18 protein-coding genes are annotated in these 25,864 nt (G+C 40.8%); 9 read left to right on the plus strand and 9 right to left on the minus strand.

Going from position 1 to position 25,864, the window contains the following annotated elements:
• The first annotated feature begins 1,028 nt into the window (after positions 1-1,028).
• From LPH68_RS10430 to LPH68_RS10440, 3 genes are all read left to right on the plus strand, one after another.
• Positions 1,029-1,853, plus strand: a complete 825-nt coding sequence (locus LPH68_RS10430) for an Rpn family recombination-promoting nuclease/putative transposase (protein WP_008645685.1) — start codon at positions 1,029-1,031, stop codon at positions 1,851-1,853.
• Positions 1,854-2,021: 168 nt separating this feature from the next.
• On the plus strand, positions 2,022-4,229 hold the full coding sequence (locus LPH68_RS10435) for a DUF5686 family protein (RefSeq protein WP_032811709.1): 2,208 nt from the start codon (positions 2,022-2,024) through the stop codon (positions 4,227-4,229).
• Between the two features lie 207 nt (positions 4,230-4,436).
• Positions 4,437-5,567, plus strand: coding sequence for a retron St85 family RNA-directed DNA polymerase (locus LPH68_RS10440; RefSeq protein WP_049703296.1), 1,131 nt, complete (start codon positions 4,437-4,439; stop codon positions 5,565-5,567).
• A 50-nt stretch (positions 5,568-5,617) separates the two neighbouring features.
• On the opposite strand, the gene LPH68_RS10445 is transcribed toward LPH68_RS10440, so the two are convergent.
• A complete protein-coding gene (locus tag LPH68_RS10445) occupies positions 5,618-11,659 on the minus strand; it encodes a DUF3320 domain-containing protein (RefSeq protein WP_151923580.1) in 6,042 nt (2,013 codons plus the stop codon).
• Between the two features lie 96 nt (positions 11,660-11,755).
• On the opposite strand from LPH68_RS10445, the gene rpsA reads away from it, so the two are divergent.
• The 6 genes from rpsA to LPH68_RS10475 all read left to right on the plus strand — a co-directional run bounded on the left by rpsA (position 11,756) and on the right by LPH68_RS10475 (position 17,863).
• A complete protein-coding gene (gene rpsA / locus LPH68_RS10450; protein WP_008645692.1) occupies positions 11,756-13,555 on the plus strand; it encodes a 30S ribosomal protein S1 in 1,800 nt (599 codons plus the stop codon).
• 342 nt (positions 13,556-13,897) lie between these two features.
• Positions 13,898-14,836: a ribonuclease Z gene (locus tag LPH68_RS10455; RefSeq protein WP_049703294.1), complete on the plus strand. Its 939-nt coding sequence runs from the start codon at positions 13,898-13,900 to the stop codon at positions 14,834-14,836.
• Positions 14,826-16,367 (plus strand): L,D-transpeptidase family protein, encoded by a 1,542-nt coding sequence (locus LPH68_RS10460; RefSeq protein WP_230296926.1) that lies wholly within the window; start codon positions 14,826-14,828, stop codon positions 16,365-16,367. The genes LPH68_RS10455 and LPH68_RS10460 overlap by 11 nt, the downstream gene beginning before the upstream one ends.
• Before the next feature lie 24 nt (positions 16,368-16,391).
• Positions 16,392-16,943: an RNA polymerase sigma factor gene (locus tag LPH68_RS10465; protein WP_008016827.1), complete on the plus strand. Its 552-nt coding sequence runs from the start codon at positions 16,392-16,394 to the stop codon at positions 16,941-16,943.
• A gap of 47 nt (positions 16,944-16,990) precedes the next feature.
• Positions 16,991-17,368 carry a hypothetical protein gene (locus LPH68_RS10470; protein WP_151923578.1) on the plus strand — a complete coding sequence of 126 codons (378 nt, stop codon included), beginning with the start codon at positions 16,991-16,993 and terminating at the stop codon, positions 17,366-17,368.
• A 27-nt stretch (positions 17,369-17,395) separates the two neighbouring features.
• Positions 17,396-17,863: a hypothetical protein gene (locus tag LPH68_RS10475; protein WP_004315845.1), complete on the plus strand. Its 468-nt coding sequence runs from the start codon at positions 17,396-17,398 to the stop codon at positions 17,861-17,863.
• 218 nt (positions 17,864-18,081) lie between these two features.
• Here the strand turns inward: LPH68_RS10475 and mazG are convergent, their stop codons facing one another.
• The 8 genes from mazG to LPH68_RS10515 form a co-directional block, all read right to left on the minus strand.
• The gene (mazG, locus tag LPH68_RS10480; RefSeq protein ID WP_008020955.1) at positions 18,082-18,870 is read right to left on the minus strand and encodes a nucleoside triphosphate pyrophosphohydrolase; all 789 of its coding nucleotides are present in this window, start codon (positions 18,868-18,870) and stop codon (positions 18,082-18,084) included.
• Positions 18,871-18,907: 37 nt separating this feature from the next.
• Positions 18,908-20,077 carry an ATP-binding protein gene (locus tag LPH68_RS10485; RefSeq protein WP_008771152.1) on the minus strand — a complete coding sequence of 390 codons (1,170 nt, stop codon included), beginning with the start codon at positions 20,075-20,077 and terminating at the stop codon, positions 18,908-18,910.
• Positions 20,078-20,212: 135 nt separating this feature from the next.
• Entirely contained in the window at positions 20,213-20,983 is a 771-nt protein-coding gene (locus LPH68_RS10490) for a zinc ribbon domain-containing protein (protein ID WP_004315848.1), read from the minus strand.
• Positions 20,984-20,994: 11 nt separating this feature from the next.
• Entirely contained in the window at positions 20,995-21,582 is a 588-nt protein-coding gene (locus LPH68_RS10495) for a hypothetical protein (RefSeq protein ID WP_008771153.1), read from the minus strand.
• Positions 21,583-21,593: 11 nt separating this feature from the next.
• On the minus strand, positions 21,594-22,868 hold the full coding sequence (locus LPH68_RS10500) for a DUF805 domain-containing protein (RefSeq protein ID WP_004315850.1): 1,275 nt from the start codon (positions 22,866-22,868) through the stop codon (positions 21,594-21,596).
• Positions 22,869-22,874: 6 nt separating this feature from the next.
• Positions 22,875-23,993: a hypothetical protein gene (locus tag LPH68_RS10505; RefSeq protein WP_151923577.1), complete on the minus strand. Its 1,119-nt coding sequence runs from the start codon at positions 23,991-23,993 to the stop codon at positions 22,875-22,877.
• A gap of 2 nt (positions 23,994-23,995) precedes the next feature.
• Positions 23,996-24,553, minus strand: coding sequence for a PD-(D/E)XK nuclease family protein (locus LPH68_RS10510; RefSeq protein ID WP_008645402.1), 558 nt, complete (start codon positions 24,551-24,553; stop codon positions 23,996-23,998).
• A 393-nt stretch (positions 24,554-24,946) separates the two neighbouring features.
• On the minus strand, positions 24,947-25,849 hold the full coding sequence (locus tag LPH68_RS10515; RefSeq protein ID WP_004315852.1) for a YafY family protein: 903 nt from the start codon (positions 25,847-25,849) through the stop codon (positions 24,947-24,949).
• Positions 25,850-25,864 lie beyond the last annotated feature (15 nt).

Genomic DNA, 25,864 nt, shown 5'->3' on the forward strand with positions numbered 1-25,864 from the left:
TTCCTTTTTAGGCTAGCAAAGGTATATGCATGAAGGGAATTGACTAAACTTAATCCCCCAAGAATTACAACTGAGCCCGAAGATTTTCTATGAAATAAGAGCGGTTCCGCCTTTCCCGTTACTCTTCACCAACCAGGCAGTGGGTGCATTAACACTCCACACGGGGGTACGAAACCGCCATATGAAGCATCAGGACAGGCATAAAAATGCCTGCCACGAAAACGAGGCAGGTTCCCTGCCTGGTTGATATGAAGAGTATCACAAAGATACGACAATTTTCTTCTTTGTCAAAAATAAAAGGAGAAATAAAAAGGTAAGAGTAAGCATTTCTCTTTTTTATGCAGTTCTTAATTAAATGGGAATTTATCGGTTAAATGGGAATTTTGCAGTTAGGCTGAAAGCCTTACAATTATATATTTATTGGGGTGCCCTGAAAGGGCTTAATTATCATTTAGTTCATTTATGTACCGTTATGAATCAAACTAGCGGTGGTTTGATTCTTTTCAAAAATCATGGTAAAATAAAGTATATCAACTTCTCTGTCAACTTAGAAATAAAAGTTTACTTTTGCCTTCCACAAGTTTCACAGACTCGTAAGTTGTAGTATGACAGATGTTTGCTGTGATTTAATGACCTCGTTTTAGCTTTTCACACCCTTCACACTCTAACGAAAAGCTCCCCCGGTTCAAACAAAAGCTTAGGCGTTTCCTTATATGGAAGGATATAAGAAGATGAATATGACCGTATAACAGATTGAAATAGTTAACATGGTATCAGCCGACTGCCGTTGACCATACAGCCGACTGCAGTTGTCTAAGTCGCTGACTTTAGTTGACCGAACAGACGACTTTAGTTGTCTATTCATAAATCAACTTTAAAATCGTGATATAGAGTCGATATTACGTAGTATCAAACCATATACTTCATGTTAGGTATTGGTTTGATTTTATTTTATTTTATCCTCCCATACTTGACACTATTCAACAAAAAAACTCTATCTTTGTTCTATAATTGAGATACAAGAAATAATGGGAAGATTTATCAATCCCTTTACCGATTTTGGCTTTAAGTTTTTATTCGGCAGAGAGGTAGAAAAGGAGTTATTAATCGACTTCTTGAATGATTTGCTCGTAGGAGAGCATGTAATTACCGACATCCAGTTCCTAAACAACGAACAGCAGCCGGAAGTAAAAACAGAACGAGGACTTATCTATGATATATATTGTAGAACCAATACGGGGGAGCATATTATCGTAGAAATGCAGAACCGGGAACAGCCTTACTTTAAAGACCGTGCCCTTTTCTATCTCTCTAGGGCTATTACCCAACAAGCGAGAAAAGGGATTTGGAACTTTCAATTAGATGCTGTGTACGGAGTGTTCTTCATGAACTTCGTGATGGACAAGGATATACCCTCTAAAATCAGAACGGATGTTGTCCTTTCTGACAGGGATACAGGTAAGCTTTTCAATAGTAAGTTCCGGCAGATTTTTATTGAATTGCCGAACTTTAATAAAGAAGAGGATGAATGTGAAAATGATTTTGAACGCTGGATTTATATATTAAAGCACATGGATACACTTGATCGAATGCCTTTCAAGGCTCGTAAAGCCGTTTTTGAACGACTGGAAAAGTTAGCCTCCAAAGCGAATATGACCCAGGAGGAAAGAATGCAGTACGAGGAAGAATGGAAAGTTTACAACGATTATTTTAATACGTTGGACTTTGCAGAACAAAAAGGTATACAAAAAGGTATACGGGAAACAGCCCGTAAATTGAAAGAATTAGGAGTGGATAATGATATTATCATAAAATCTACGGGTATTTCGAAAGAAGAAATAGAGAAATTATAATCTTTCTCCTATTATTAATAGACGACTCATGCATTCAAACATGAGTCGTTTTTGTTTATTCTTATATTTATATTAATCCGGTGTGAAAAGCTTCCTTCCCCTGATAACTCTTTTTAGTAGCTTAATTCCATTGCTTTTCGATATTCTTTTTTATATTTGCCTACGTTAATGAAGGAGATACGACAATTGAGAGATAAAATATTGATAGGATGCATATTGTGTCTGTTCTCTTTTATATCAAAGGGGGCAGCCAATAATTATATAATGAATCCTTATACTCATCAGGAAATCTCTGCCGACTCCATCATAGAACGTGTGATGACCTTTGCGCCTTTGTATGAAACGATAGTCAGCGAATATCGAGCGAACCTATATATAAAAGGTAAGATGGACATTCAGAAGAAGAATTTTATTCTCCGCTATGTGCCTTCCATGTTTCGTTTGCAAAAGGGCGTTCGCGAATATTTGCTTGAAACGTACAGTGACTTGCATTATACGGCTCCCAATATTTACGACCAGAAAGTAAAAGCCTCCCAGGGAACGGTGAGAGGAAACAGGGGATTGCCGGGCTTGCTCGAATACTTTAATGTAAATATCTACTCTTCGTCTCTGCTGAATGATGAACGCTTGTTATCACCACTGGCTAAAAACGGACAGAAATACTATAAATACCAGATAGACAGTGTGATGGGAGATCCTAATAATCTGGATTATCGAGTCCGCTTTATTCCCCGTACCAAGAGCGATCAGTTGGTAGGTGGATATATGGTGGTTAGCAGCAACGTCTGGAGTGTTCGTGAAATCCGTTTTTCGGGAAGATCGGAACTGATAACATTTACCTGTTGGATTCAGATGGGAGATGTCGGCAAGAAAAATGAATTCCTGCCGGTGCGTTATGATGTAGAAGCCCTTTTCAAATTCCTCGGAAATAAGGTAGATGGTAATTATACAGCTTCTTTAGATTATAAATCCATCGAACTGAAAGAAAAGAAGGTACGTAAGAAAGAGAAGAGGAAATATAATCTTTCGGAATCTTTCTCCTTGCAGTGTGATACGAATGCTTATAAAACGGACGCCTCTACCTTTGCTATCATGCGCCCGATCCCTTTGAACGAGAGCGAGAAAAAACTATATTTCGACAATGCGCTTAGACGTGACACGGCTACCATACAAAAGCCATCCAAGAGTCAGGCCTTTTGGGGAACGATGGGGGACTTGATGGTAGAAGATTATAAATTCAATTTGTCCAATATCGGAAGCGTACGGTTCTCTCCGTTTATAAATCCGCTTTTATTCAGTTATAGCGGAAGCAACGGTTTGTCTTATCGACAGGATTTCCGTTACAACCGTCTTTTCAGAGGGGATAAATTACTTCGTATTGTGCCGAAACTCGGATACAACTTCACGCGTAAAGAGTTCTACTGGTCGTTGAATGCCGACTTTGAATACTGGCCGCAGAAACGGGGATTCTTCCGGTTGAATGTGGGTAATGGTAACCGTATCTATAGCAGTAAGGTGCTCGACGAACTGAAAGCCATGCCGGATAGTATCTTTAATTTCGATTTAATTCATCTTGATTATTTCAAGGACTTGTATTTTAACTTCCGCCATACAGTTGAGATAGTCAACGGACTGGATATCGGTCTGGGGTTCTCTGCCCATAAAAGAACAGCCGTAGAGCCTTCCCGTTTTGTGATTACCGGTGATTATCCGATGCCGCCTCCGGAGTTTATGGATAAATTCAAGAACACTTATATCAGTTTCGCTCCCCGCATCCGGATAGAGTGGACGCCGGGACTCTATTATTATATGAACGGAAAGCGAAAGATAAATTTGCATTCTATCTATCCAACCTTCTCGGTCGATTATGAACGGGGAATTAAAGGAGTATTTAAAAGTACGGGCGAATATGAAAGAATAGAGTTTGACCTTCAGCATCAAATCCGGATGGGATTGATGCGTAATATTTATTATCGTTTCGGATTCGGGGCATTCACCAATCAGGATGAACTGTATTTTGTGGACTTTGCCAATTTCTCCCGCCATAATCTTCCCGTAGGCTGGAATGATGAAATCGGCGGAGTATTTCAGGTGCTTGACTCACGTTGGTATAACTCCTCCCGTCGTTATGTGCGGGGACATTTCACCTACGAAGCTCCATTCCTTATTCTCCGGCATCTGATGAAGTACACCCGTTATGTGCAGAATGAACGTATTTACATCAGTGCACTTTCTATGCCGCATCTTCAACCTTATCTGGAAGTCGGATATGGCATCGGTACGCATATTTTCGACGTGGGAGTCTTCGTAAGCAGCGAAAACTGGAAATTCGGAGGAATAGGCTGTAAGTTCACGTTTGAGTTGTTCAACCGATAGTTTTTCCCCGTTCCGGTTGTTTTATCGAAAGATTATACTTATCTTTGTATAAGAGAGGATGAGGGCCGAATTTAGCATCAAAGAGGTGTAGTCGCCTCGTAAGCACAGGTGTTTTTCCTAGAAAATAAATTCTAAGGTATAAATACCTAAATTTATTTTAGTAAATAACTCATCCTCTCTTCTCTTTGTTTATATACATAATACAAAATGGACGGAATTCTAATAACGATACTTATTGTCACAGGTTTTCTGATTTATAAGATGATTTCCTCAAGCAGAAAACAAGAGGGGTATAAAAGATGGAAAGCGACAGACGGTAGTAAGGAAGAAAAGACTACTAAAGTAAAATGGGAGCATGGAGCCTGGCTTAGGCATGCTTTGGGAGCGACAGTTTCAAGAGCACAGTATGTTCAAAAGTATGATGAATCGGCTGTTGTCTGGTGTGCCAATCTGTTGGGAATGGAAACGGGACAATTGAAGGAAATACTACGAAACGTTTCAGTACATTACCGGGAATTTTGGATGAGAAAAAGAAAAGGAGGGTATCGTATGATCTCTGCTCCTAACAAAACAATGCAATCCATTCAAGCGACTATTAATTCACGTATATTATCACCTGTAACGATGATTCATCCGGCAGCGGTAGGTTTCCGGAACGGTCATTCTGTAGTCGACAATGCCAATCCTCATTTAGGAAAGCGGTATGTGTTGAAAATGGATATTCATGATTTTTTCTTTTCTATACGGAGTCCGAGAGTGAAAAAGACATTTGAGAAGATCGGTTATCCGGAAAATGTATCTAAAGTATTGGGAACGTTGTGTTGTTTGCACAGACATTTGCCGCAGGGAGCGCCTACAAGTCCGTCGTTAAGTAATATCGTTAGTTATGAGATGGATAGGAAGTTGGCGGCATTGGCAGCGGAATACGGACTGACTTATACCCGGTATGCCGATGACCTGACTTTTTCGGGAGATGTATTTCCCAAAGAGCAGATTATTCCCCGTATTAAACAAATCATTCGTGATGAGAAATTCGAACCGAATCATAAAAAGACCCGTTTCATCAATGAGTATGGTAGAAAGATTATCACGGGAGTGTCCATCTCTTCCGGTGTGAAACTGACTATCCCTAAAGCCAGAAAGAGGGAAATCCGAAAGAATGTCTATTTCATCCTGACGAAAGGTTTGGCAGAACATCAGCGACGGATTGGTTCGAGTGATCCTGTCTATCTGAAACGGCTGATTGGAGAGCTTTGTTATTGGCGGTCAATAGAACCGGACAATAGCTATGTATCCGATTCTATTGCTGCCCTGAAACGTTTGGAGAAAGGGTATTGATCTAATTTCTGTCACCTGAATCTACTAGACAGGATCACTCGAACCAACATTTAATCCGCAATCGTCACCCGTTCATTTTCAATTTTGGCATAATTCCTTTTCACGGCTTCGCGAATACCTCTTTGCATGGCAGCGTCTATGTTCGATCCCATACGGGCAAAGCCGAATTGTTGTGCACATGCTTTTATCAAATCTGCCACAGGCAGGCTGATGGAGTCTGTCAACAGTTGTCGGATGGCATTGGCTATCTCTTCGGGAGCTATATCTGTCGCTTCCCGCTCGGAAACCGGACGATAAATAGAGTAGGAGATGCATTGCTCTCTGTTTTTCCAGCAAAAAACAAATCCTTCATGTTCGGTGCGATGGATATTTAGTGCATCTAAAGCTGTCTCTATCTGTGATTCTACCCGTGCTCCCAAACGACTGATTCCCCATTCAGACAGAATCTTCTTGCAAAGCAATGATTTGCTGACCGGAGCTTCATTCTCTATAATCTTCCGTATTTGAGAAGTGAGGATAGAATAGCTTTCACTAAAGAAAAAGTCTTCCGGCGAATAGCTGCCTGGAGTGATCTTTGCCGATCGGTACTTTTGCTGTATTCCGCTTTGTGCGGAAGATGCGGAAGCAGTTTGCTTTTCAGAAGTGGCAGGTGATGCTTTGAGTACAAATGAAATTTCATTGTTATCTCTCTCTGCAGTCGGTACTGCTTCTTTTATTGACTCTTCTTTTATTGGCTCTTCTTTTGTTATTTTTTCTTTGTCTGTCGACTCTTTGTTCACAGATTCTTTTTCTGCTGTCATTGGGGCAGAATCAATTTCGGTGGTTGTCGTTGTTTGGGCATTAACCTTTGAACTCTTTTTGCGTGCGATAGCCTCTTGAATAGCAGCTATTACTTCGTCCGGTTTTTCCCACCAGTCCATAGTCCATATCCGGTAGATATCCCAGCCGAGTGCTTTCAGTACATTGTTTTGCACAATTTCCCGGTCACGTGCGGTCTTGGTACGTTTGTAGTTTTTGCCGTCGCAGATAATACCTAATTGATAGTTGGAGGTATTTTCGGTGTCAACGATACCTATATCTATTTTGTAACCGGAGCATCCGATGTCTGTATGCACGGTGTATCCCAATGAACGCAGTTTATCGGCAATGATATTCTCGATGGAGGCTGCTGTTTCCGTTGATTGGGCTGTCACACTGTTGATTGTATTCCTAGTTCCTTTCTCCGCATATTCGAGGAAACGTTTTAATCCGGCTACTCCGATAGAGGAAGTCCGGTTCAGGTCAATCATATCCGATCTTAAAGTGGAATAGATAATCATCTCATACCGGGCACGGGAAACGGCCACATTCAACCTTCTTTCGCCACCTACCCGGTTCAATGGGCCGAAATTCATGCTGACACGTCCTTCCGCATCCGGACCGTAGCCCACAGAAAAGAGAATAACGTCCCGTTCATCTCCCTGCACATTCTCCAGGTTTTTGATAAACAACGGTTCGTCACATTCCAGAGCAAGAGTTTCCAGTTCGGGATGGAAGATAAAGAGGTCGGAAAGTAAGTCTTCTATCAAGGCTTGCTGAACGATGCTGAAAGTCACCACACCGATACTTTTCTTTCTCAATTCCTCGCTTCTCAATCTTCTGGCTATTTCGTCTACCACCGCTTGAGCTTCCGCCCGGTTTTGGCGCGATTTGCCTTTATCATAATAACCGTTGATGTTGACTATCCTGACTTTCGATTCAATGTTGTCCGGAGAAGGGAAAGTCATCAGTTTGTTATCGTAATATTCGGAGTTGCTGAAAGCGATGAGGCTCTCATGTTTGCTTCGATAGTGCCACAATAAATATTTGGAAGGGATAGACAAAGCAAGGCAGTCGTCAAGAATACTCTCCAAATCCTCCATCTCAATATTATCTTCATCTACGGTGCTGACCGAGAAGAAGCTGGTAGGAGGCATTTGTTTCGGGTCCCCCACGATAATCACGTTTTTGCCTCGGGCAATAGCGCCCACCGCTTCATAAGTAGGCATCTGTGACGCTTCGTCAAAGACAATCAAATCGAATTTGTCAGCATCCGTATCAATGAATTGAGCGACGGAAAGCGGGCTCATTAGCATACACGGACACATACGCGACAATAAAGTAGGAATCTGATCGAACAGCTTGCGGATGGATATGCCACGAGCATTGTTGCGGATATTCTTTTGAAGGATGCCCACTTCGGAACTTTGGATAGCTTCGTGAGTAAAAGACGGAATGTTGGAAGCCAGCCGCGCAAACAATTCTTTTTTGGTCGTTTCTTCGAATTTGGCGGATATTTGTTTGTATTTAGCAATAATATCGTTGAAAATTTTGCCGTTGAATAATTCCAGCGTGGGTTCTTTGGCAATGATATACTGAATAACCGCCTGGTAGAAACTCTTGCAGAAGATGTCTGTCAGTTGGTCGGTAGGGATATTCTTTTCCTTATATTCTGTCGCGACAAATCCGATTCCCAGTTTATTCAGAGTTTGGTATGCTTGTAACCACTGATACCAGTCTTTGAGTTTGTCGAGGTTATCTTTCCAGGTTTGGACTTTTGATAGCGCAATCGTTATCCAGTCGGCTGAAGAGGTATAAAGCTCTTCTGTTGATATACCCAACGTGCCGGACAACTTCTTTTCAATGACTGTGAGTGTATCCGACAACTGATACAGTTCATTGAAAGAGTGAGCGTGAATATCTCTGAATGTTTGAATCCCTTCTGTGAGCTGTACAGACAAATTCTGTTTGATTTGTGACACCTTGGCAATGTCCTTTGCGTAATTCAGCAAATGTGAGTGAAGAGAAGCCATATCATTGATAATCTGCTCAATGGCAGTCCAATCCTCATTCTTGCCGAATCGTCCGAACAAAGAGGGGAGTTGGCCAGTGTATTTCTGAACAGCGTCCTTTTCTTCCTGATACCGGATAATCCGGTGGAGTAGCGGTTTGATGTCTTCTGTTTCAATGGTTTTTAAAGCATAGATGTTGATAGCCTTTTTGATTTTTCGCTGACCGAAATATCTGGGAAGGAACCATTGATCGGATACCCGGTTCCATTCGGCTACCGTCTGCTTTGCGTTGATAGACAGAATCTCTTTGGTGAATCCTGCCTCTATTTCTTTTCTTTGTTCATCACGTTTTTGCCCATGAACCACCACTTCACGATATTCATTCAGCGTTTCATTCAATAACGGCAGAGTCAGCAATCCCGGAGTCAGCTCCGGAATATCGAGTATTCTCCGGATGATACAGGCAATCGTTTGGAAATCCTTGCGTGTAGGGTGTATATCCGTATCTTTCAGAAGTACGGAAAATACATCCAACTTCTGCCGGATGGTATTTAATAAATCAATGAAAGCGGTAAGTAATTGGGAGGCTTCTTCTTTTCCGGCAGATGAATATTCGGAAATCGAGATGCCTGTTAATGGATGCCGATAAGGGTGTCCGCACGCATTGGCGGTTCTGACTAACGATTCGATAGCCTCTTCCCATTGCGCAAATGTATCTTTGTCTAATGTATCCAGATAAGGTTGTGGAATCTCAAAACAAGGTTCGACGTCTACAGATTGATAATGGATAATGGCGTCGTATAGTGAAACTCCGAACGGATATTCTTTATGCAGGGCTTCAATATACTGATTCAGTTCTGCCCGCAAATTCAGCAAACGCTCCGCTTCCTTTTTGAATTCTTCGGGAGGTGTCTGCCTGATAATTTCCGTTGTTTCTTTCAGTTGTGAGATAACAGCGGATTTCTTTGTTTTGTTGGAATGAATTTCCAAACAGAACGGAGCCAAACCGATAGCTGCCAGTCGGTTTTGAACAACGGAGAGGGCAGCCATTTTTTCCGCAACGAATAAGACACGTTTCCCTTTGTAAAGCGCGTTGGCGATGATATTGGTAATTGTTTGCGATTTACCCGTTCCCGGAGGGCCGTGCAGGATAAAAGTCTTATCGTGTACGGCTTCGTAAATGGCTTCCAATTGCGAAGAATCGGCGATGATAGGCAATACGATGTCCGTTGGCGACAGTTGTTTGTCCATATCCGTTGCGTCTATTTCTTCTGTTGCGGCTTCCCATTCTATCTTTCCGTTGATGAGGCTTGAAACAATTTTGTTCTGAACCAGTTTATTGGCATTATTGTGAATGTCATTCCACATGATGAACTTATTGAAAGAGAAGATGCCTAAGATGGCCTGCTCTTCCACGTCCCATTTGCGTTGGTTTTTGATACTGTTACGAATGATGGAATAGATCAGTTTGACGTTAACGCCGCTTTCATCGGTGGGCAACGGGTCTAATCCCGATACGGTAATTCCGAAGTTCTGGCGAAGCATTTCTAATAACGTAATATTCATCATCGTTTCCTCTTCCCGTGAACGGATCACATAGCCTTTAGCTGCCGATTTACGGATGATTTCAACCGGCATTAGCAGGATGGGAGCGTAGCGGGGACGTTCGCTGGAAGGAGTCTCGTACCATTTCAAAAGTCCGAGAGCCAGATAAAGAGTGTTGGCTCCGTTTTCTTCAATAGAGGTACGCGAGGAACGGTATAGGTGAGTCAGTGCTTTGCCTAAATCGTTTTCGGACAGATAAAAACGCAGTCTTTTCTGTGAAAGCTCCGAGTTGATGAAACCAACCACCGGATCAGACTCCGGTACAGAGGAATAAATTCCGAAATCCATCGCCGGGCTTTCCCAATCGGCAGGGCGGTGCAGGATGCGGAATTCTTCTCCGTCAGCCAATGCATCTTCCAGACAAGCCAGATTAGCTGGGATCAGTTGGAGCGTGTTTTTGGTAATCCGGATATTCAGCAGGTTGTTGCGAAGGCTCAAGTCCAGCAACCGCCTTTCCCATAACAGTTGTTTGGTGATTACGGTCTGGGTTTCATTGCCCGATAAATCATACGGATTGATACTTTGCGGGGTGGCATGAACGGCACTTTTCTGAATGTTGGTCTCTTTTTCGTCGACTTCCCATACCTGTCCGTGCAAAATACGTTGAGGGATGGGGCGTACGCCCGAATATCTCGCTCTTTTGATGTCTATTGCAAGAAGGAAGTTATTCCCGTCCGTCAACTTTCCGTTTGCTTTCTTCACCGCATCGTCAAAATCGGACGAATGTCCCATATTCATGCAGGTCGTTTCAACCAAAGTAATGTCGTAGATTCCTTCCGCTGTTCTTTTCGTTAATAGAGAAACATCATCAATCGTAGGATCCGGGAAAGTTTCCGGCACCAGCCAGGCTCCTGCAAAGGCATGCCCTTGCGTGATGACGATTAAAGCATTCAGCCCGATTGCCTCCAGACAGGAAGCATAGAGCAAAGCCATATCCAGGCAGGTTCCCAATTTCTGTGCCATCACAGAATCGGCTAACCGGACACGCTGCCCATATTCTTCGAAACTGGCGGGAACGGTACTATATATAATCTGTTGCTCCGCGATAGCCGTATAGATGGCAGCCATCTGTTTCCTCACCCTGTCCGGAGTGCGGCTTTGATATTCATCGAGAGACGGGTTACCGGTCCATTGCCCCAGGATGGAAGCTGCTTTTTTGATAATCGGTGAGATAGCCGTATGATTGGGAGTGATGAAAGCAGCCAGCATTTCGGGCAATACGTTGAGTCCGCCCCATTGGTCGTATGCCAGGATGTCGATAGGATATGTTTGGCAGAATATCGGTTCTGCTTCAGCAGTAATTTCAATTTTCAGGTTGCCGGATAAACGTTCGGTCAGTTGTGTGAAGTAGTTGGCGGACAAAGTGAGATTGAATGACGACAGACGGATCGAATCGTTGGCCGGGATCTGTTCAACTGCCATCGGAGCGGCGTTTCCGAAAGTCGGTTCTGTCGTGATTACTACTTGAATGTCCTTCAGTGGGACAGGTGTCGTGTTCTCAATAGAAAGCTGATGAATGATCGATGCTCCGTTTTGTTGTATCGCAAAATTAATAAGCGGTAAATAGTCGCATTGCACCTTGACTTTGTCCAATCTCTCGTCCATGGCAAAAACTGTATAAATTAAAGATTGCAATATTACAAAAAATACGGATATAAATCTCTTTTCTTCTGCCATTCTTTTGTCAATCAAGAAAATATTTCTACCTTTGCGCCCGATTTATAGATAATATAATGTCTTATTTAATTAAAGTATTAAACAATTTTATTATTAATGGAAAACTTAAAGAACGTAGCTCCTATTGAAGATTTCAACTGGGATGCTTATGAAAATGGCGAAACAGTAACCAACGTTAGCCACGATGAACTTGAAAAAGCTTACGACGGTACGCTTAACAAAGTGAACGACCGTGAGGTTGTTGACGGAACCGTAATCGCAATGAACAAGCGTGAAGTAGTTGTGAACATCGGTTACAAATCAGACGGTATCATCCCTTTGAATGAATTCCGTTACAATCCGGACCTGAAAGTAGGTGATACTGTAGAAGTATACATCGAAAACCAGGAAGACAAAAAAGGACAGCTCGTTCTGTCACACAGAAAAGCCCGCGCTACTCGTTCTTGGGATCGCGTTAACGCTGCTCTGGAAAATGAAGAAATTATCAAGGGTTACATCAAGTGCCGCACGAAGGGTGGTATGATCGTAGACGTATTTGGAATCGAAGCATTCTTGCCGGGTTCTCAAATCGACGTTAAACCGATCCGCGACTATGATGTATTCGTTGGCAAAACAATGGAATTCAAAGTGGTTAAAATTAACCAGGAATTCAAAAACGTTGTTGTATCTCACAAGGCTCTTATCGAAGCTGAACTGGAACAACAGAAGAAAGAAATCATCGGTAAACTCGAAAAAGGACAAGTTCTTGAAGGAACTGTTAAAAATATCACATCTTACGGTGTATTCATCGACCTTGGTGGCGTAGACGGTTTGATTCACATTACTGACCTTTCTTGGGGACGTGTTAGCGATCCGAAAGAAGTGGTTGAACTGGATCAGAAGCTCAACGTTGTTATCCTTGACTTCGATGACGAAAAGAAACGTATCGCTCTTGGCTTGAAACAACTGACTCCGCACCCATGGGATGCTCTTGATACTGACTTGAAGGTTGGTGACAAGGTGAAAGGTAAAGTGGTTGTTATGGCTGACTACGGTGCATTCATCGAAATCGCTGCTGGCGTAGAAGGTTTGATCCACGTTTCAGAAATGTCTTGGAGCCAACACCTGCGTTCTGCACAAGATTTCATGAAGGTAGGTGACGAAGTAGAAGCTGTTGTTCTTACACTTGACCGCGAAGAACGTAAGATGTCTTTGGGTATCAAACAACTGAAACAAGATCCATGGGAAACAATCGAAGAAAAGTATCCTGTAGGTTCTAAGCATACTGCAAAAGTACGTAACTTCACTAACTTCGGTGTATTCGTAGAAATCGAAGAAGGTGTAGACGGCTTGATCCACATCTCTGACCTTTCTTGGACTAAGAAAGTGAAACACCCGTCAGAATTTACTCAGATTGGTGCTGACATCGAAGTTCAGGTATTGGAAATCGATAAAGACAACCGTCGTTTGAGCCTTGGCCACAAACAACTCGAAGAAAATCCTTGGGATGTATTCGAAACTGTGTTCACTGTAGGTTCTGTACACGAAGGTACTATCATCGAAATGTTGGATAAGGGTGCTGTTGTAGCTCTTCCTTACGGTGTAGAAGGTTTTGCAACTCCGAAACACCTTGTAAAAGAAGACGGTTCACAAGCACAGTTGGATGAGAAACTTGAATTCAAAGTGATCGAGTTCAACAAAGACGCTAAGAGAATCATCTTGTCTCACAGCCGTATCTTCGAAGATGTAGCTAAAGCTGAAGAAAGAGCAGAAAAGAAAGCTGCTTCTGGCGCAAAGAAAGCATCTTCTGGTAAGAGAGAAGATTCTCCGATGATCCAAAACCAAGCTGCTTCAACTACTCTGGGCGACATCGACGCTCTGGCTGCATTGAAAGAACAGTTGGAAGGAAAGAAATAATCTGAACAGAATATTTTTTGATGAAGGCGCTCCCGGTTGGGGGCGCCTTTTTCTATTCACCACAGAGGACGCAGAGGACACAGAGGGTAGGGAGGATATGGAGAGGATATAGAGGACAGGAAGGATATGGAGAATACAGAGGGTGTGAAGGTTTGATTTAACAAACTAACGATGGCGATATATTTTATTTATATAAATCTACCCTCTTCTTCTCCTCCGCATCCTCTCCATATGCTCCTTACCCTTCTTACCCTCTGCGTCCTCCGTGTCCTCTGTGGTGAATAGAAAAAAAAGTTTCTTCCTTTGCAAGATTGAATCTGAAATGCTTTATCTTTGCATACCATGGAAAAATTTGAGTTACATATATTGGGATGCGGTTCCGCTTTGCCTACTACGCGACATTTTGCGACCTCTCAAGTCGTAAACCTGCGTGAAAAACTATTTATGATTGATTGTGGCGAGGGAGCACAAATGCAGTTACGCCGTTCGCGACTGAAATTTTCCCGATTGAATCATATCTTCATCTCTCATCTACATGGTGACCATTGTTTCGGATTGTTGGGGCTGATTTCTACATTCGGATTATTGGGAAGAACAGCCGATTTGCATATTCATTCTCCACGAGGACTGGAAGAACTGTTTGCACCGATGCTTGCTTTCTTTTGTAAGACTTTGACTTATAAGGTGTTCTTCCATGAATTCGAAACGAAAGAGCCGATGCTTATCTACGATGACCGTTCGGTGACTGTGACCACCATCCCTTTAAAACATCGAATTCCCTGCTGCGGTTTCCTTTTTGAAGAGAAACAGCGTCCGAACCATATTATCAGAGACATGGTGGACTTTTATAAAGTCCCCGTCTATGAACTGAACCGTATCAAGAACGGAGCAGACTTTGTAACTCCCGAAGGAGAAGTAATACCCAATTTGCGTCTGACCCGTCCTTCGGCTCCGGCTCGTAAATATGCTTATTGCTCCGATACAATCTATCGCCCGTCGCTTGCCGAACAAATCAGCAATGTAGATTTGCTTTTCCATGAGGCTACCTTTGCGCAGACAGAGCAGGCACGTGCCAAGGAAACTTATCATACTACGGCTGCGCAAGCCGCACAACTAGCTTTGGACGCCAATGTGAAACAATTGGTGATCGGACACTTTTCAGCCCGTTACGAGGATGAATCTATTCTATTTGATGAAGCATCCGCCATTTTCCCGCAAACCATTTTAGCGAAAGAGAATATGTGTATTGACGTTGATGGAGGAACTGTGTATGAGAAATAGACGCCTGCTTTGGGGAGCGGTAATCCTGTTCGTCGTTTGTTTGGCAGCCTGTAAGAAAGAGAAACCCCAATCTCCGATACCGGACTCTCTGGCTTCCCTGCAAGAACTGTTCAACCCTGCTTATCAAATAGATGCCGACAGTATTCGTCTGATGATCCGTTCCTATTTGAACGAAAACCCTGTAACTCCCTGGGATTCGGCTTTGTTGGCCCATTATCGGGAAAAGGATGAATTCTTCTGGTTGAATGACTCGCTCGTGTCCGATAAACCTGCCGCACAGGTGGCGGACTCTATGTTGTTCTGGCTGGGAGACATCTCACGGCATGGCATTAACCCGAATCTTTATTCGGTTGATAGCATCCGTGAGAGATTGCAACAAATACGTTCTTTGAAGTTGCAGGAAGGAAAGACAATGAACCGTCTGTTGGCAGATGTGGAATATCAGTTGACAGCCGCATATCTTTCGTATGTGTGCCAGTTGAAGTTTGGTTTCTTGCCTTCGGAACGCAGATGGAATGATTCGATCAATCGTATTCCCTTAAAACATTGTGATGTTACTTTTGCAAATGCCGCCCTCGATTCATTGCGTGCAAATCCAATTGCTGCTCTTCATGGAGCACAGCCTTCTTCTCCGCTTTATCGCAAGATGCAGGAAGAACTGGTTCGTGTAAATGCTTGGGGGAAAACGGATACTACGGATTATTACCGGAATCGTCTGTTGGTAAATATGGAGCGGGCACGTTGGCAATATGCATTGGACAAAGGACAGAAATATGTGATAGCCAATGTGGCGGCATTCATGTTGCAGGCAATCAACGAAGAAACGGACTCTATCCTGGAGATGCGTATCTGTGTGGGGAGTGTGAAAAATAAAACTCCTCTGTTGTCGAGCAGGATTTATTATATGGAACTGAATCCGTATTGGAATGTACCTCAAAGTATTATCAGGAAAGAAATCATCCCTACTTATCGCAGAGATACGACCTATTTCACCCGTAATCGCATGAAGGTATACGATAAGAACGGCTTACAAGTAAACCCTCATCAGGTTAATTGGGCTAAATATGCAGGAAAAGGTGTACCTTATACAGTGAAGCAGGACAATAAAACGGGGAATTCATTGGGACGCATCATCTTCCGCTTTCCTAATCCTCATTCTGTATATCTGCACGATACTCCTTCCCGGTGGGCTTTCACGCGAAACAATCGTGCAGTGAGCCACGGTTGCGTCCGCCTTCAGAAAGCACTCGACTTTGCTTTCTTCCTGTTGAAAGAACCGGATGAATTATTGGAAGACCGTATCCGCATTGCAATGGATATCAAACCGGTGAGTGAAGAGGGGAAGAAGCTGCCTGTCAGTGCGGCCTATCGCGAACTGAAACATTATAGTTTAGAGAAATATATATCTTTATTTATAGATTATCAGACGGTTTATCTGTCTGCCGATAATAATTTGAGGTATTGTGAGGACATTTATAAATATGATTCGTCTTTACTAGAGGCAATGAACAACTTGAATTTGAAACCATAAATAAACATACAGATACAAGAGATTATGATTCCTTATAACGAACGCGAAGTTCTGAAACTCCTTCAGGAGGAGAGTACACAGCGGAAAGGATTTGAAATGATTGTGGCGCAGTATAGCGAGCAATTATATTGGCAAATCCGCCGGATGGTACTGTCGCATGAGGATGCGAACGATCTCCTGCAAAACACTTTCATCAAGGCATGGACGAATATCGATTATTTCCGTGCCGAGGCGAAACTGTCTACCTGGCTCTATCGCATCGCGCTGAACGAATGTCTTACCTTTCTGAACAAGCAGCGCGCTATGACTACCGTGGATATTGACGATCCTGAAGCTGCGATTGTGCAGAAGTTGGAAAGTGACTCCTATTTTTCGGGCGACGAAATACAGTTGTGTCTGCAAAAAGCTCTATTGACTTTGCCGGAAAAACAGCGTATGGTGTTCAACCTGAAATATTATCAGGAAATGAAATACGAAGAGATGTCGGAAATCTTCGGCACATCGGTTGGTGCGCTCAAGGCGTCATATCATCATGCGGTGAAGAAAATAGAGAAGTTTTTAGAAGAAATAGATTAAACCTTTTAAATTGGACGTTGTCTAAGTAAAAGAGAGGAGAAAAACGTATGAAAGAAGAAGATATCCTATTGAAGAAGCTTGGTAAGGAAAATTCCTTCAAAGTGCCTGATGGTTACTTTGAAAACCTGACTTCGGAGGTAATGAATAAACTTCCTGAAAAAGAAAAAGTTGTTTTCAAGGAAGAATCTGTCAGCACATGGACAAGACTGAAACCATTGCTCTATCTCGCTGCTATGTTTGTGGGTGCGGCCCTGATTATCCGGGTAGCGTCGACAGATCACAAACCTGCTGCGATCGATGAAGTGGCGGTGACGGAGGTGGATACTGAAGTTGTATCGGACGAAATGCTGGATGTGGCACTAGACCGCGCTATGCTGGATGATTATTCGTTATATGTTTATTTGAGTGACGCAAGTGTAGAATGATTTATTAAAACTGATTGAATACAGAAAATGAGAAAACTAATCGCATGGGTTGTTTTGTTGTGTGGCTTTATGCCTGTTCTTTGGGCTGCTGACGGATGTGATCAGCATTTATCCCGGGAGGAGTTCAGGGCAAAACAAAAGGAATTCATTACCGAACAGGCAGGATTGAGTAAAAAGGAGGCAGCCAAGTTCTTTCCCGTCTATTTTGAACTCCAGGATAAGAAGAAGAAGCTGAATGATGAATCGTGGGATTTGATGCGCAAAGGTAAAGATGATAAGACGACGGAAGCTCAATATGCAGAAATCAACGATAAGATAGCCAACAATCGTATTGCTGCCGATCAGCTTGATAAGACTTATCTGGGTAAGTTCAAAAAGATTCTTTCCAGTAAGAAGATATTTCTCGTGCAGCGTGCGGAAATGCGCTTCCACCGGGAGATGATAAAAGGAATGAATCGTGGCAAGGATAAAGGAAACGATTCGAAGAAGAAATAAAGAAAAATAGAGCGTCTAATTTGTATGAATAGACGCTCTGTTTGAGTAAAATAGAGGCTCTACTCGCACGGAATAGAGCCTCTATTTTTTTATTTAGACAGCATTGATTTTAAGTATTCTATTTCTGCAATCAATAGTGGAATATCCTGTTTGGCATGTGTTATGAACTCCAAATCATCTTTCGATGATGGCATTTAAATCAATGTTACTCATGGGTCTTACAGTCCTTTTTTCTTTGCTTCATTCCAAATAGCATCCATCTCTTCAAGAGACATATCCTTCAGGCTTTTTCCTTCTTTGATAGTATGTTCCTCCAAATAATTGAAGCGACGGATAAACTTTTGATTGGTAAGTTCCAAAGCGTTATCAGGATTGATCTTGTAGAGACGCGCTGCATTGATAAGGCTAAACATGACGTCACCGAATTCAGCTTCCGCCTTGTCCTTATCCATATTAGCCACTTCATCTTGAAACTCTCCGATTTCTTCCTTCACTTTATCCCATACCTGTTCACGCTCTTCCCAGTCGAAACCTACATTGCGGGCTTTGTCTTGAATACGATAAGCCTTGATGAGCGAGGGGAGGGCAGCGGGTACACCGCTCAATACACTCTTATTGCCGTCTTTCTCCTTTAGCTTCAACTGTTCCCAATTTTCGGAAACTTGTCCTGCTGTCTCTGCTTTTACCTCTCCGAATACATGCGGGTGACGGAAAATCAGTTTATCACACAGTTTGTCGCAAACATCTTTGATGTCAAAATCTCCTGTTTCCGAGCCTATCTTGGCATAGAAAGCAACGTGCAATAATACGTCACCCAATTCCTTGCAGATTTCTTTCTTGTCATCCCTCATCAGGGCGTCGCAAAGTTCGTAAGTCTCTTCTATGGTGTTGGGACGCAGACTTTCATTGGTCTGTTTGCGGTCCCAGGGACATTTAACACGCAGTTCGTCGAGAATGTCCAGGAAGCGTCCGAAGGCTTCCATCTGTTCTTGTCTGGTATGTGACATAAATATATTTTGTATTAAAATTGTTATAAGGCTATTATTAATAATTCATTCCGAAATTCCAAAGTGGAATAATATTCCCGTATCCGGTTTCTATATCATCTTTTACAATGTATCCTTCTTTGGCTCCGGTTATTTGTTGTTGTCCTTTGTTTTTTCCGCCTATTTCAAATGTTCTTTCTCCTATTTGGAAATCTGAGATTTTGGAAGATATAATATCCTGTTTAACTCGCATTTGGTTATAAAAAAATGTTTCGCGGATATTACCGATATTGGAATTCTCTCTTCCTAATGCATAAATGAGATTAGTATTATCAAGATATATTTTTTCTACTTTGCCCAGACCTCTGACCCCGCCTGTGTCATCGCGAACTTGAGCTATCATCCCCGCTTTCTCGATATAAAGTAAGTAATCGCTTAAATAATTACGACTAACTCCAATGATGTCAGCAAGTTTTTGCATGACAGGCTTAAATGGAACGCTTTTGGCAATAATCATCAACAGTTGTTTCAATTTACGTCCTGTGGAGACATTCATATTAGCATATTGAGGTATGTCATTTTCCATAGTCTGGTTGATTACTTGGTTCAACTCGATTTCAAAAGTGATATCTTTGCTAAACGGGTAATAGCCGTGTTGTATATATTCAGCGAATAGCGGAAGTGGATGTGCTATTCCCGGAATTTCAACTTTATGTTCCAGTATCTCTTCTAATGTGTAGACTGGTACATGAATTTGATGGAACATACTTAAATATTCTCTGAAAGACAGCCCTTGCATTTCATAGATGGGGGCACGTCTGCTTAAATCTGCCGTTCCTTTATAAATATCCAAAATAGAGGAACCGGTGAAAAGAACTTGCATATCAGGATAAGAATCGAATATCTGCTTCAATTCACGAGACCAGTTAGGGTATTTGTGTATTTCATCAATAAATAGGTGCTTGCCACCTCGTTTGCTGAATTTGTCTGTTAGGTCAATCAGGGAATTATCGGCAAAGTACATATTGTCTGCTGAAACATACAATGTGTCTTTCGGATTCATGTTCTGCTTGATATGTTGAAGGAACATGGTGGTTTTACCTACCCCGCGTGGCCCAACAAGTCCGAGCATATGGCTATCCCAGTTTATTTCAGTATACTTGTATCGGATGAAATCGGTACTTGTAGCTTTAAGGAGTTTATTGAAGTTTTCGTATAATCTGTCCATGGTTGGTATATATTTATATGCAAATATACGTCAATTGCACAACAAAAGTGCAGAAAACTATAATTTTCTGCACTTTTGTTGTGCAATTGGTAAGGCTAATCAAATGAAAATGTCTTCTTGAGGGATTTAGTTGGCTCAATCCGTTAATAATTCCGCTTGTATATATAGAATATAGCTGATTATCCAAAACTCAATAAAAGAAATAATTGTATTAGTCATACTAAATTCATCTTCTGATATTAGAGCGGCGGCAGATATAACTATGATTAGAGATGCCAACATTCCCCATCCTAATTTATTTAATAGTCCGTTGAAGTGTCGGATAAATTGGACTCCAATTATGGTTGATGTAATAAGCATACCTAATATAACAAAAAGAGAGATAAGTATTCCAATGTAATCTTCGTCTGCAATAGAGATTAAATCCATACATAAAATCAAAAAAGATACTACTACAGTGATTATAATATTGGTAATTAATAAGCCGCTCATGGGTTTGGTTTGTTGTTTCATCCCTATATATAAGGCGTAAGCGAATATTATATCGACCAAGCCAGACAATAAGTCAGCCACCCATTCTGGAATATAGGTTGCCCACTGCATGATTTGTAGCCATTTGTGTGGATTGGTAAGGTGGCATACTCCACTTTGATGTGACATTGAAATGAATGTCGCAATGACTCCTGTCCAAAATAGGATTAGGACAAAGTCAGAAATGGGAGTTTTTAAATGATTCACTTCTGTTTTATGATTATTTGAATCCCTTTGAAAGGACACTTCTGTAGTGGCTTGATTTTTTGTATTGGAAACTGAGTCTTCCAACCATTCTCCGCAGTGCCTGCATTTCTTTGCAGTTGCTTGTATCTCTTCGCCACAGAAAGGGCATTGTTTGGTATTGTTTATCATGTTTTCAAGTTTTATTTTATTCTTATCAGTTTAATAACTCCATCTGTTGCATCGAACGACATATTGTCTCCTTTAATATTCACATTCTGGTAACAGTCTTCGTTGTTTTCGTTTTCTGAATACCAATTATAGAGATGTTCTTTCAATTCTTCTATTGATTCTTGAATGAGTGATTGCCCATAGTTTTTAATAAAACTTTGTGCAAGAGATTCGGATAATCTATCTGCGCCCGGGAAACTAATCCCCTCAAAAGTGACTTTCAGAGTCGACAGGTCGTAAGTGAAATAGATGTCACCGACTTCTATCTTCCATGTACCTTCAATGATACTTTTGCATTGCATATTATATTCTTGTCCGTCTTCAACTTCTCCACATTCGGTGAAGTAGGTTGTTTCTTTTAAGTCTCCTCCAGGAATACTCCCTTTCACAGAACCGAAATCATAATAGGTTTTCTCTTTGCATCCGTCTTCTTCGACTATGCGGATGCTTTCCCATGTGCCGCACGCTTTTTTTGCCATTTCCATATCGTTGCATGAGGTGCAGAAGATACACAAAAGAGATAATAGAGTGAATGATGTAAGTAAGTTGTTATGTTTCATGATGGTAAAATTTAATTCGTTGTAATGGTAAGTCCGTTGGCATAGCTGACGTTATATACGAAATTGGGAGATATGTTGTGAAAACCATCGAATACAACCTGATACTCTTTATTTCCCAAATTATGAAACTCTTCTATTTGTACTTCGTCATGGGGCAAATAGTTGTCGAATATCTCAAACCATTGGCTGTTGAAAACAACTTTGCGTTTTTTAAGACATTCTATTGCTGTATGCCCCAAGTCACTCTCGGTGAAATCACTCCTGAAGCTCCTGTTGCCACTTGCGTATGCCTGTAATAGTCGAGAGAAGTTTGAGAAATCGAATTGTTGCAATAACCATTTAAATTCGGTATTGGAGATGACAAGTAAATCGTCATTTTCTACAAGTTCTTCGGTGAGGGTTAGCAAACCTTCTCCTTTGTATCCTTTAGTTATGGCTTGTTTCATGTTGTAGCAGAAGGTATAAATGGCATAATAGCAAGAGAAATCGTGTATAATGCGTTTTTTTATTTCCGCATTGTTTCCGCTATTGATGCTTTGCCTGTTTTTTGAATAACCTATATTGCCCAATGTATCCACTCCTGCGGTGTCTCCGTCAAGAGTCCAATCGCTGTGTTGAAGTTGAGGCATTTGGAGATGGTTGGCAGATTTGAAATAGGTGAGTACAACCAGAATGGCTACAACTACTATCGACGCATTGAGCACAATTTTGTCGGTAATGGTTAAAGGAGTGGAGGCGTTAGCTGCATTTCCTTTCTTGCACAGCAGGAAGAGTAGCCAAAAGATACCGACTAAGGGGAGGAGGACAATCAGAAACCACCATCCGCTTTTTCCAATGTCGTGCAAGCGACGTATACCGATGGCGAGTGAAGGAATGGTGAGAGTCAGTGAGACGATTGTGAATAGCCAACCATAGCCGAGGCTTTCTCCAAATAGTTGGAAGTCGATTCCCGATAATATATCTATGCATGATGCGGCAATAGCTATGATGTTGTAGAATAGGATGTAAAGCCAATATTGCTTTCTTGTGGCCATTCCGTTAAAGTCGGCATATTGCTTGCATATGACACGGATGAAATAGTGGGATAAGAAAGAGGGCTGTGGGGTCTCTTTGTTCTCGCAGCTTGTGGCATCTTCTTCTCTTTGTTCGGTGCAAACAGGGCAGGCAACCATTTTCTTAGTTACCGTTTGCTTTTCTTCTAACCATTCACCACAGTATTTGCATTTTTTGGCTACAGCCAAAATCTCTTCTCCGCAAAAAGGGCATTTTTTTGTTTCTTTTTCCATAGTATCTTATTTCTTTTGAAGTGAAGAAATTGTATATAAAACATTTTTTTTCTCATTGACAAAGAATGAAACTTTCACGCTAAACGTTTTTTTTCCTTCATTATTACGGAATTGATAGGTGAAGTTGGTTCCATCTATTCTTTGAATGGTATATTCCCCAATTAATGATTTGTTATCAGTACGTAATTGTTCCAGATATCTTTTCCCTGCATTTATTTCCGGACTGTTGCTATCCGCCATTTCTTGATATACCGTTCCGGTGAATTTGGCACCCAATTTTGTTTTAATTCTATTGTAGGTGTTCAAATCAATTTCTCCTTTGCGTAGCCTTTCTTGTGCTATACGGAGTTTGCTTGCATTGGCTATCATTTCTTTATATACAGGACTGTCAGTCGGCTCCAGCTGTTTTTTAAGTCCTAATTTCTGTTTTATGTATTCTTGGGTTTTAGGTGATTCTTTTTGTATCTCATATTTGTTATTCAGAAAATCTTGTTGGCATAAAAAAGTCATCACGTCTATGCGAAAACAACGTTCTTTTTCGCTATTGTTTTTATTGTTTTTAGCCGGATGGCATACTCCTACTAATTTTCCATTCAGATAGGCATTTTGGTCTATTACTTGATATTGGGGAAATAGTGAATTTACTTGGTAATGCTCTTCTTTAGGATATGAACGGTCTATTGTTTCCCATTTTCCTTTCTTATCATGTAACCATTCCCATGTTTGGGCGGCCCGAATTAAATATAAAGAATCAGCTATTCTTTCTTGTACTATTCTTTCGGCATCATTGACCTTTTGGATGGAGTCTACTCTTTTTTGTTCTAACTCTTTCTTGCTAATAGCATTTTCTATTTCTACTTTGCTTTTTTCGAATTCTTTTGATTTAGCTTTTAAACTTTCCATTGATTCACCTAAGTAAATAGTTGGAAATTTATATTTGAAATCTTCTAATTTATATATTTTGCAGATTCTTAGAAGTGAATCTCTCGTATTTTGTAATTTTTGAGAGAATACTTCTGTCTTGCTTTTCTTTGCCTTAACGAATTTTGATAAGTCTACTATTTGTGCACTTGTCTTACATATTCCTGTACAGAGGAATAGGCATATTAATAGAAATTTTCCCATAGTTACCAATATCTTAACCAAAACTCGTTAAACAAATCGCTTTCCGAATCTTGCTGTTCATAATCATTTAAATCTCCCAAGCAGAATGGAATATATCCGTTCTCTTTACATTCGTTTGCCAGCATAGCCGGCATTTCATCCAAGGCGGTGATTAGTATATAATGCCTTTTAGTATTAGGCATATACTCTTCACATACTTGGTCGAAAATGGCCTTGTATCTTGCTAATTGATTATGGTGAGTTGGTGTATACGCTTTGTTCTCAATCAAAACAGCATGAAATTCTTCTTTTCCATTGCATGTAATCCGTATGTTTGCCCATAGGTCAATATATTTCCATTGTTTCCAAGTTTCAACAGAAGTGACTTGCACGTCGTCTGTCATTTCGATGCCAATCAGTTTGCCGAGAATCTTTCTACAATATTGATAAAGGATAGGTTTCTCTTCACTGTATTGCTGTATAGATCTACGTAATGTCCATGAAAGAATAAAGTCTATCATGGTTTCTTTTTGAGAATCTCCTTCGGAAGAATCTTTCATTAGTAATGATACTTTTTCCATGTTTTATATAATTTAAAATGAATGTATGGGTACAAAAAAAAGAGCGTAAAACTAACTTTTAGCTTATTTGATTAGGTAGGTTCTGGTAAACCTTATGATCCAAATAAGTAAAAGCAGTCCACGCCCTATTCGGGTGTGAACGTCACTTCAACTTATTATTTCGGATCATTGAATAAATTTACCAGATTTACCTAATCGAAATAATACGTCTTAACGTTCAATCAATATGTCTGAAAATTTTAGTTCTCTGTTTCTTACTACTTCTTTTTAATGATTATACATCACAAAACTAAGAAACATTTTTTAGAATTAAAAGAATTTTATCAGAAAAGATGACCGGACTGCTTTATTATTTACTAATGAATACTCACTTCATTACATTTATGATAATATTCATTGATATAGTTGATTCATTTTTTGAATCATTGTTCCGATTTGAATTCTGAACCATTGAGGTTCTAGAACTTCTACAAGATTTCCATGCGATAGTATAGCTTGACAGAAATCATAGGTAGGACGTAATGAATAATCGAAAATGGAATAGTTACTATGTGTTTCACTTTCTTTTTGAGAATGGTGTAACGGGAGGGAACGGAAATACTTACATTGGTTTCCGTAGACTTTTATTCTGATTTTTTCTACATCATATTCTTCATCGACAATAACTCCGAAACTGTTGTCGAAGTAGACTTTAGGATTGAACGTTTGAGGACACTCAAATGATAAATCTGTTTGTTCCATTTCGAGTATTCGCTCGAGGGAGTAGATCAACACTTTGTTGTAATACGGACTTCGTGCTGCGATATACCAACGCTGTTTGAAGGCTTTTATACAATAAGGTTCAATTTGAAATGTATATGATTTGTCCTGCCAATAACTTTGATATGTTATTTCCAACGTTATACAATTATGAATAGCTTCAATGGCTGGTATCAGATATTGTTCTCCTGAGGGATAGTCTTCTAGTAGAATTTTATCCTTTAATTTGTGGCTTTTATTGAGGGTTGTATTGACTGCAAATGTATTCAAGAGCCATTTTCTGAGTCCTTCCTTTTTAAGTTCTTCAGTGTTTTCTATGTAATAATTACATCCGTTATGTCTATCGCATTCTATGTTAATGTCGAATAGTTCCTCAATAGCTTTCCGGTGATTATGAAAAGTCCGATTGGGGATTTCCTCTCCATTACTCATTTCACACTGCAGCCATTTACGATTAATTTCATCCAGTGTTATTGTTCCAGCCCGATAGATTGTGTCTACTAACCAGAGATATCTATTAAAGAGATCTTTTGCCATAAAGAAATCAGTTTA

Origin of the sequence: Bacteroides sp. 1_1_30, from assembly GCF_020982715.1 — a bacterium.
In the GTDB taxonomy this organism is placed as follows: Bacteria; Bacteroidota; Bacteroidia; order Bacteroidales; family Bacteroidaceae; genus Bacteroides; species Bacteroides xylanisolvens.

Coding starts and splice junctions, on each gene's coding strand:
- LPH68_RS10430 (WP_008645685.1), top strand. CDS start 1,029: ATGGGAAGATTTATCAATCCCTTTACCGATTTTGGCTTTAAGTTTTTA.
- LPH68_RS10435 (WP_032811709.1), top strand. CDS start 2,022: ATGAAGGAGATACGACAATTGAGAGATAAAATATTGATAGGATGCATA.
- LPH68_RS10440 (WP_049703296.1), top strand. CDS start 4,437: ATGGACGGAATTCTAATAACGATACTTATTGTCACAGGTTTTCTGATT.
- LPH68_RS10445 (WP_151923580.1), bottom strand. CDS start 11,659: ATGGCAGAAGAAAAGAGATTTATATCCGTATTTTTTGTAATATTGCAA.
- rpsA (WP_008645692.1), top strand. CDS start 11,756: ATGGAAAACTTAAAGAACGTAGCTCCTATTGAAGATTTCAACTGGGAT.
- LPH68_RS10455 (WP_049703294.1), top strand. CDS start 13,898: ATGGAAAAATTTGAGTTACATATATTGGGATGCGGTTCCGCTTTGCCT.
- LPH68_RS10460 (WP_230296926.1), top strand. CDS start 14,826: ATGAGAAATAGACGCCTGCTTTGGGGAGCGGTAATCCTGTTCGTCGTT.
- LPH68_RS10465 (WP_008016827.1), top strand. CDS start 16,392: ATGATTCCTTATAACGAACGCGAAGTTCTGAAACTCCTTCAGGAGGAG.
- LPH68_RS10470 (WP_151923578.1), top strand. CDS start 16,991: ATGAAAGAAGAAGATATCCTATTGAAGAAGCTTGGTAAGGAAAATTCC.
- LPH68_RS10475 (WP_004315845.1), top strand. CDS start 17,396: ATGAGAAAACTAATCGCATGGGTTGTTTTGTTGTGTGGCTTTATGCCT.
- mazG (WP_008020955.1), bottom strand. CDS start 18,870: ATGTCACATACCAGACAAGAACAGATGGAAGCCTTCGGACGCTTCCTG.
- LPH68_RS10485 (WP_008771152.1), bottom strand. CDS start 20,077: ATGGACAGATTATACGAAAACTTCAATAAACTCCTTAAAGCTACAAGT.
- LPH68_RS10490 (WP_004315848.1), bottom strand. CDS start 20,983: ATGATAAACAATACCAAACAATGCCCTTTCTGTGGCGAAGAGATACAA.
- LPH68_RS10495 (WP_008771153.1), bottom strand. CDS start 21,582: ATGAAACATAACAACTTACTTACATCATTCACTCTATTATCTCTTTTG.
- LPH68_RS10500 (WP_004315850.1), bottom strand. CDS start 22,868: ATGGAAAAAGAAACAAAAAAATGCCCTTTTTGCGGAGAAGAGATTTTG.
- LPH68_RS10505 (WP_151923577.1), bottom strand. CDS start 23,993: ATGGGAAAATTTCTATTAATATGCCTATTCCTCTGTACAGGAATATGT.
- LPH68_RS10510 (WP_008645402.1), bottom strand. CDS start 24,553: ATGGAAAAAGTATCATTACTAATGAAAGATTCTTCCGAAGGAGATTCT.
- LPH68_RS10515 (WP_004315852.1), bottom strand. CDS start 25,849: ATGGCAAAAGATCTCTTTAATAGATATCTCTGGTTAGTAGACACAATC.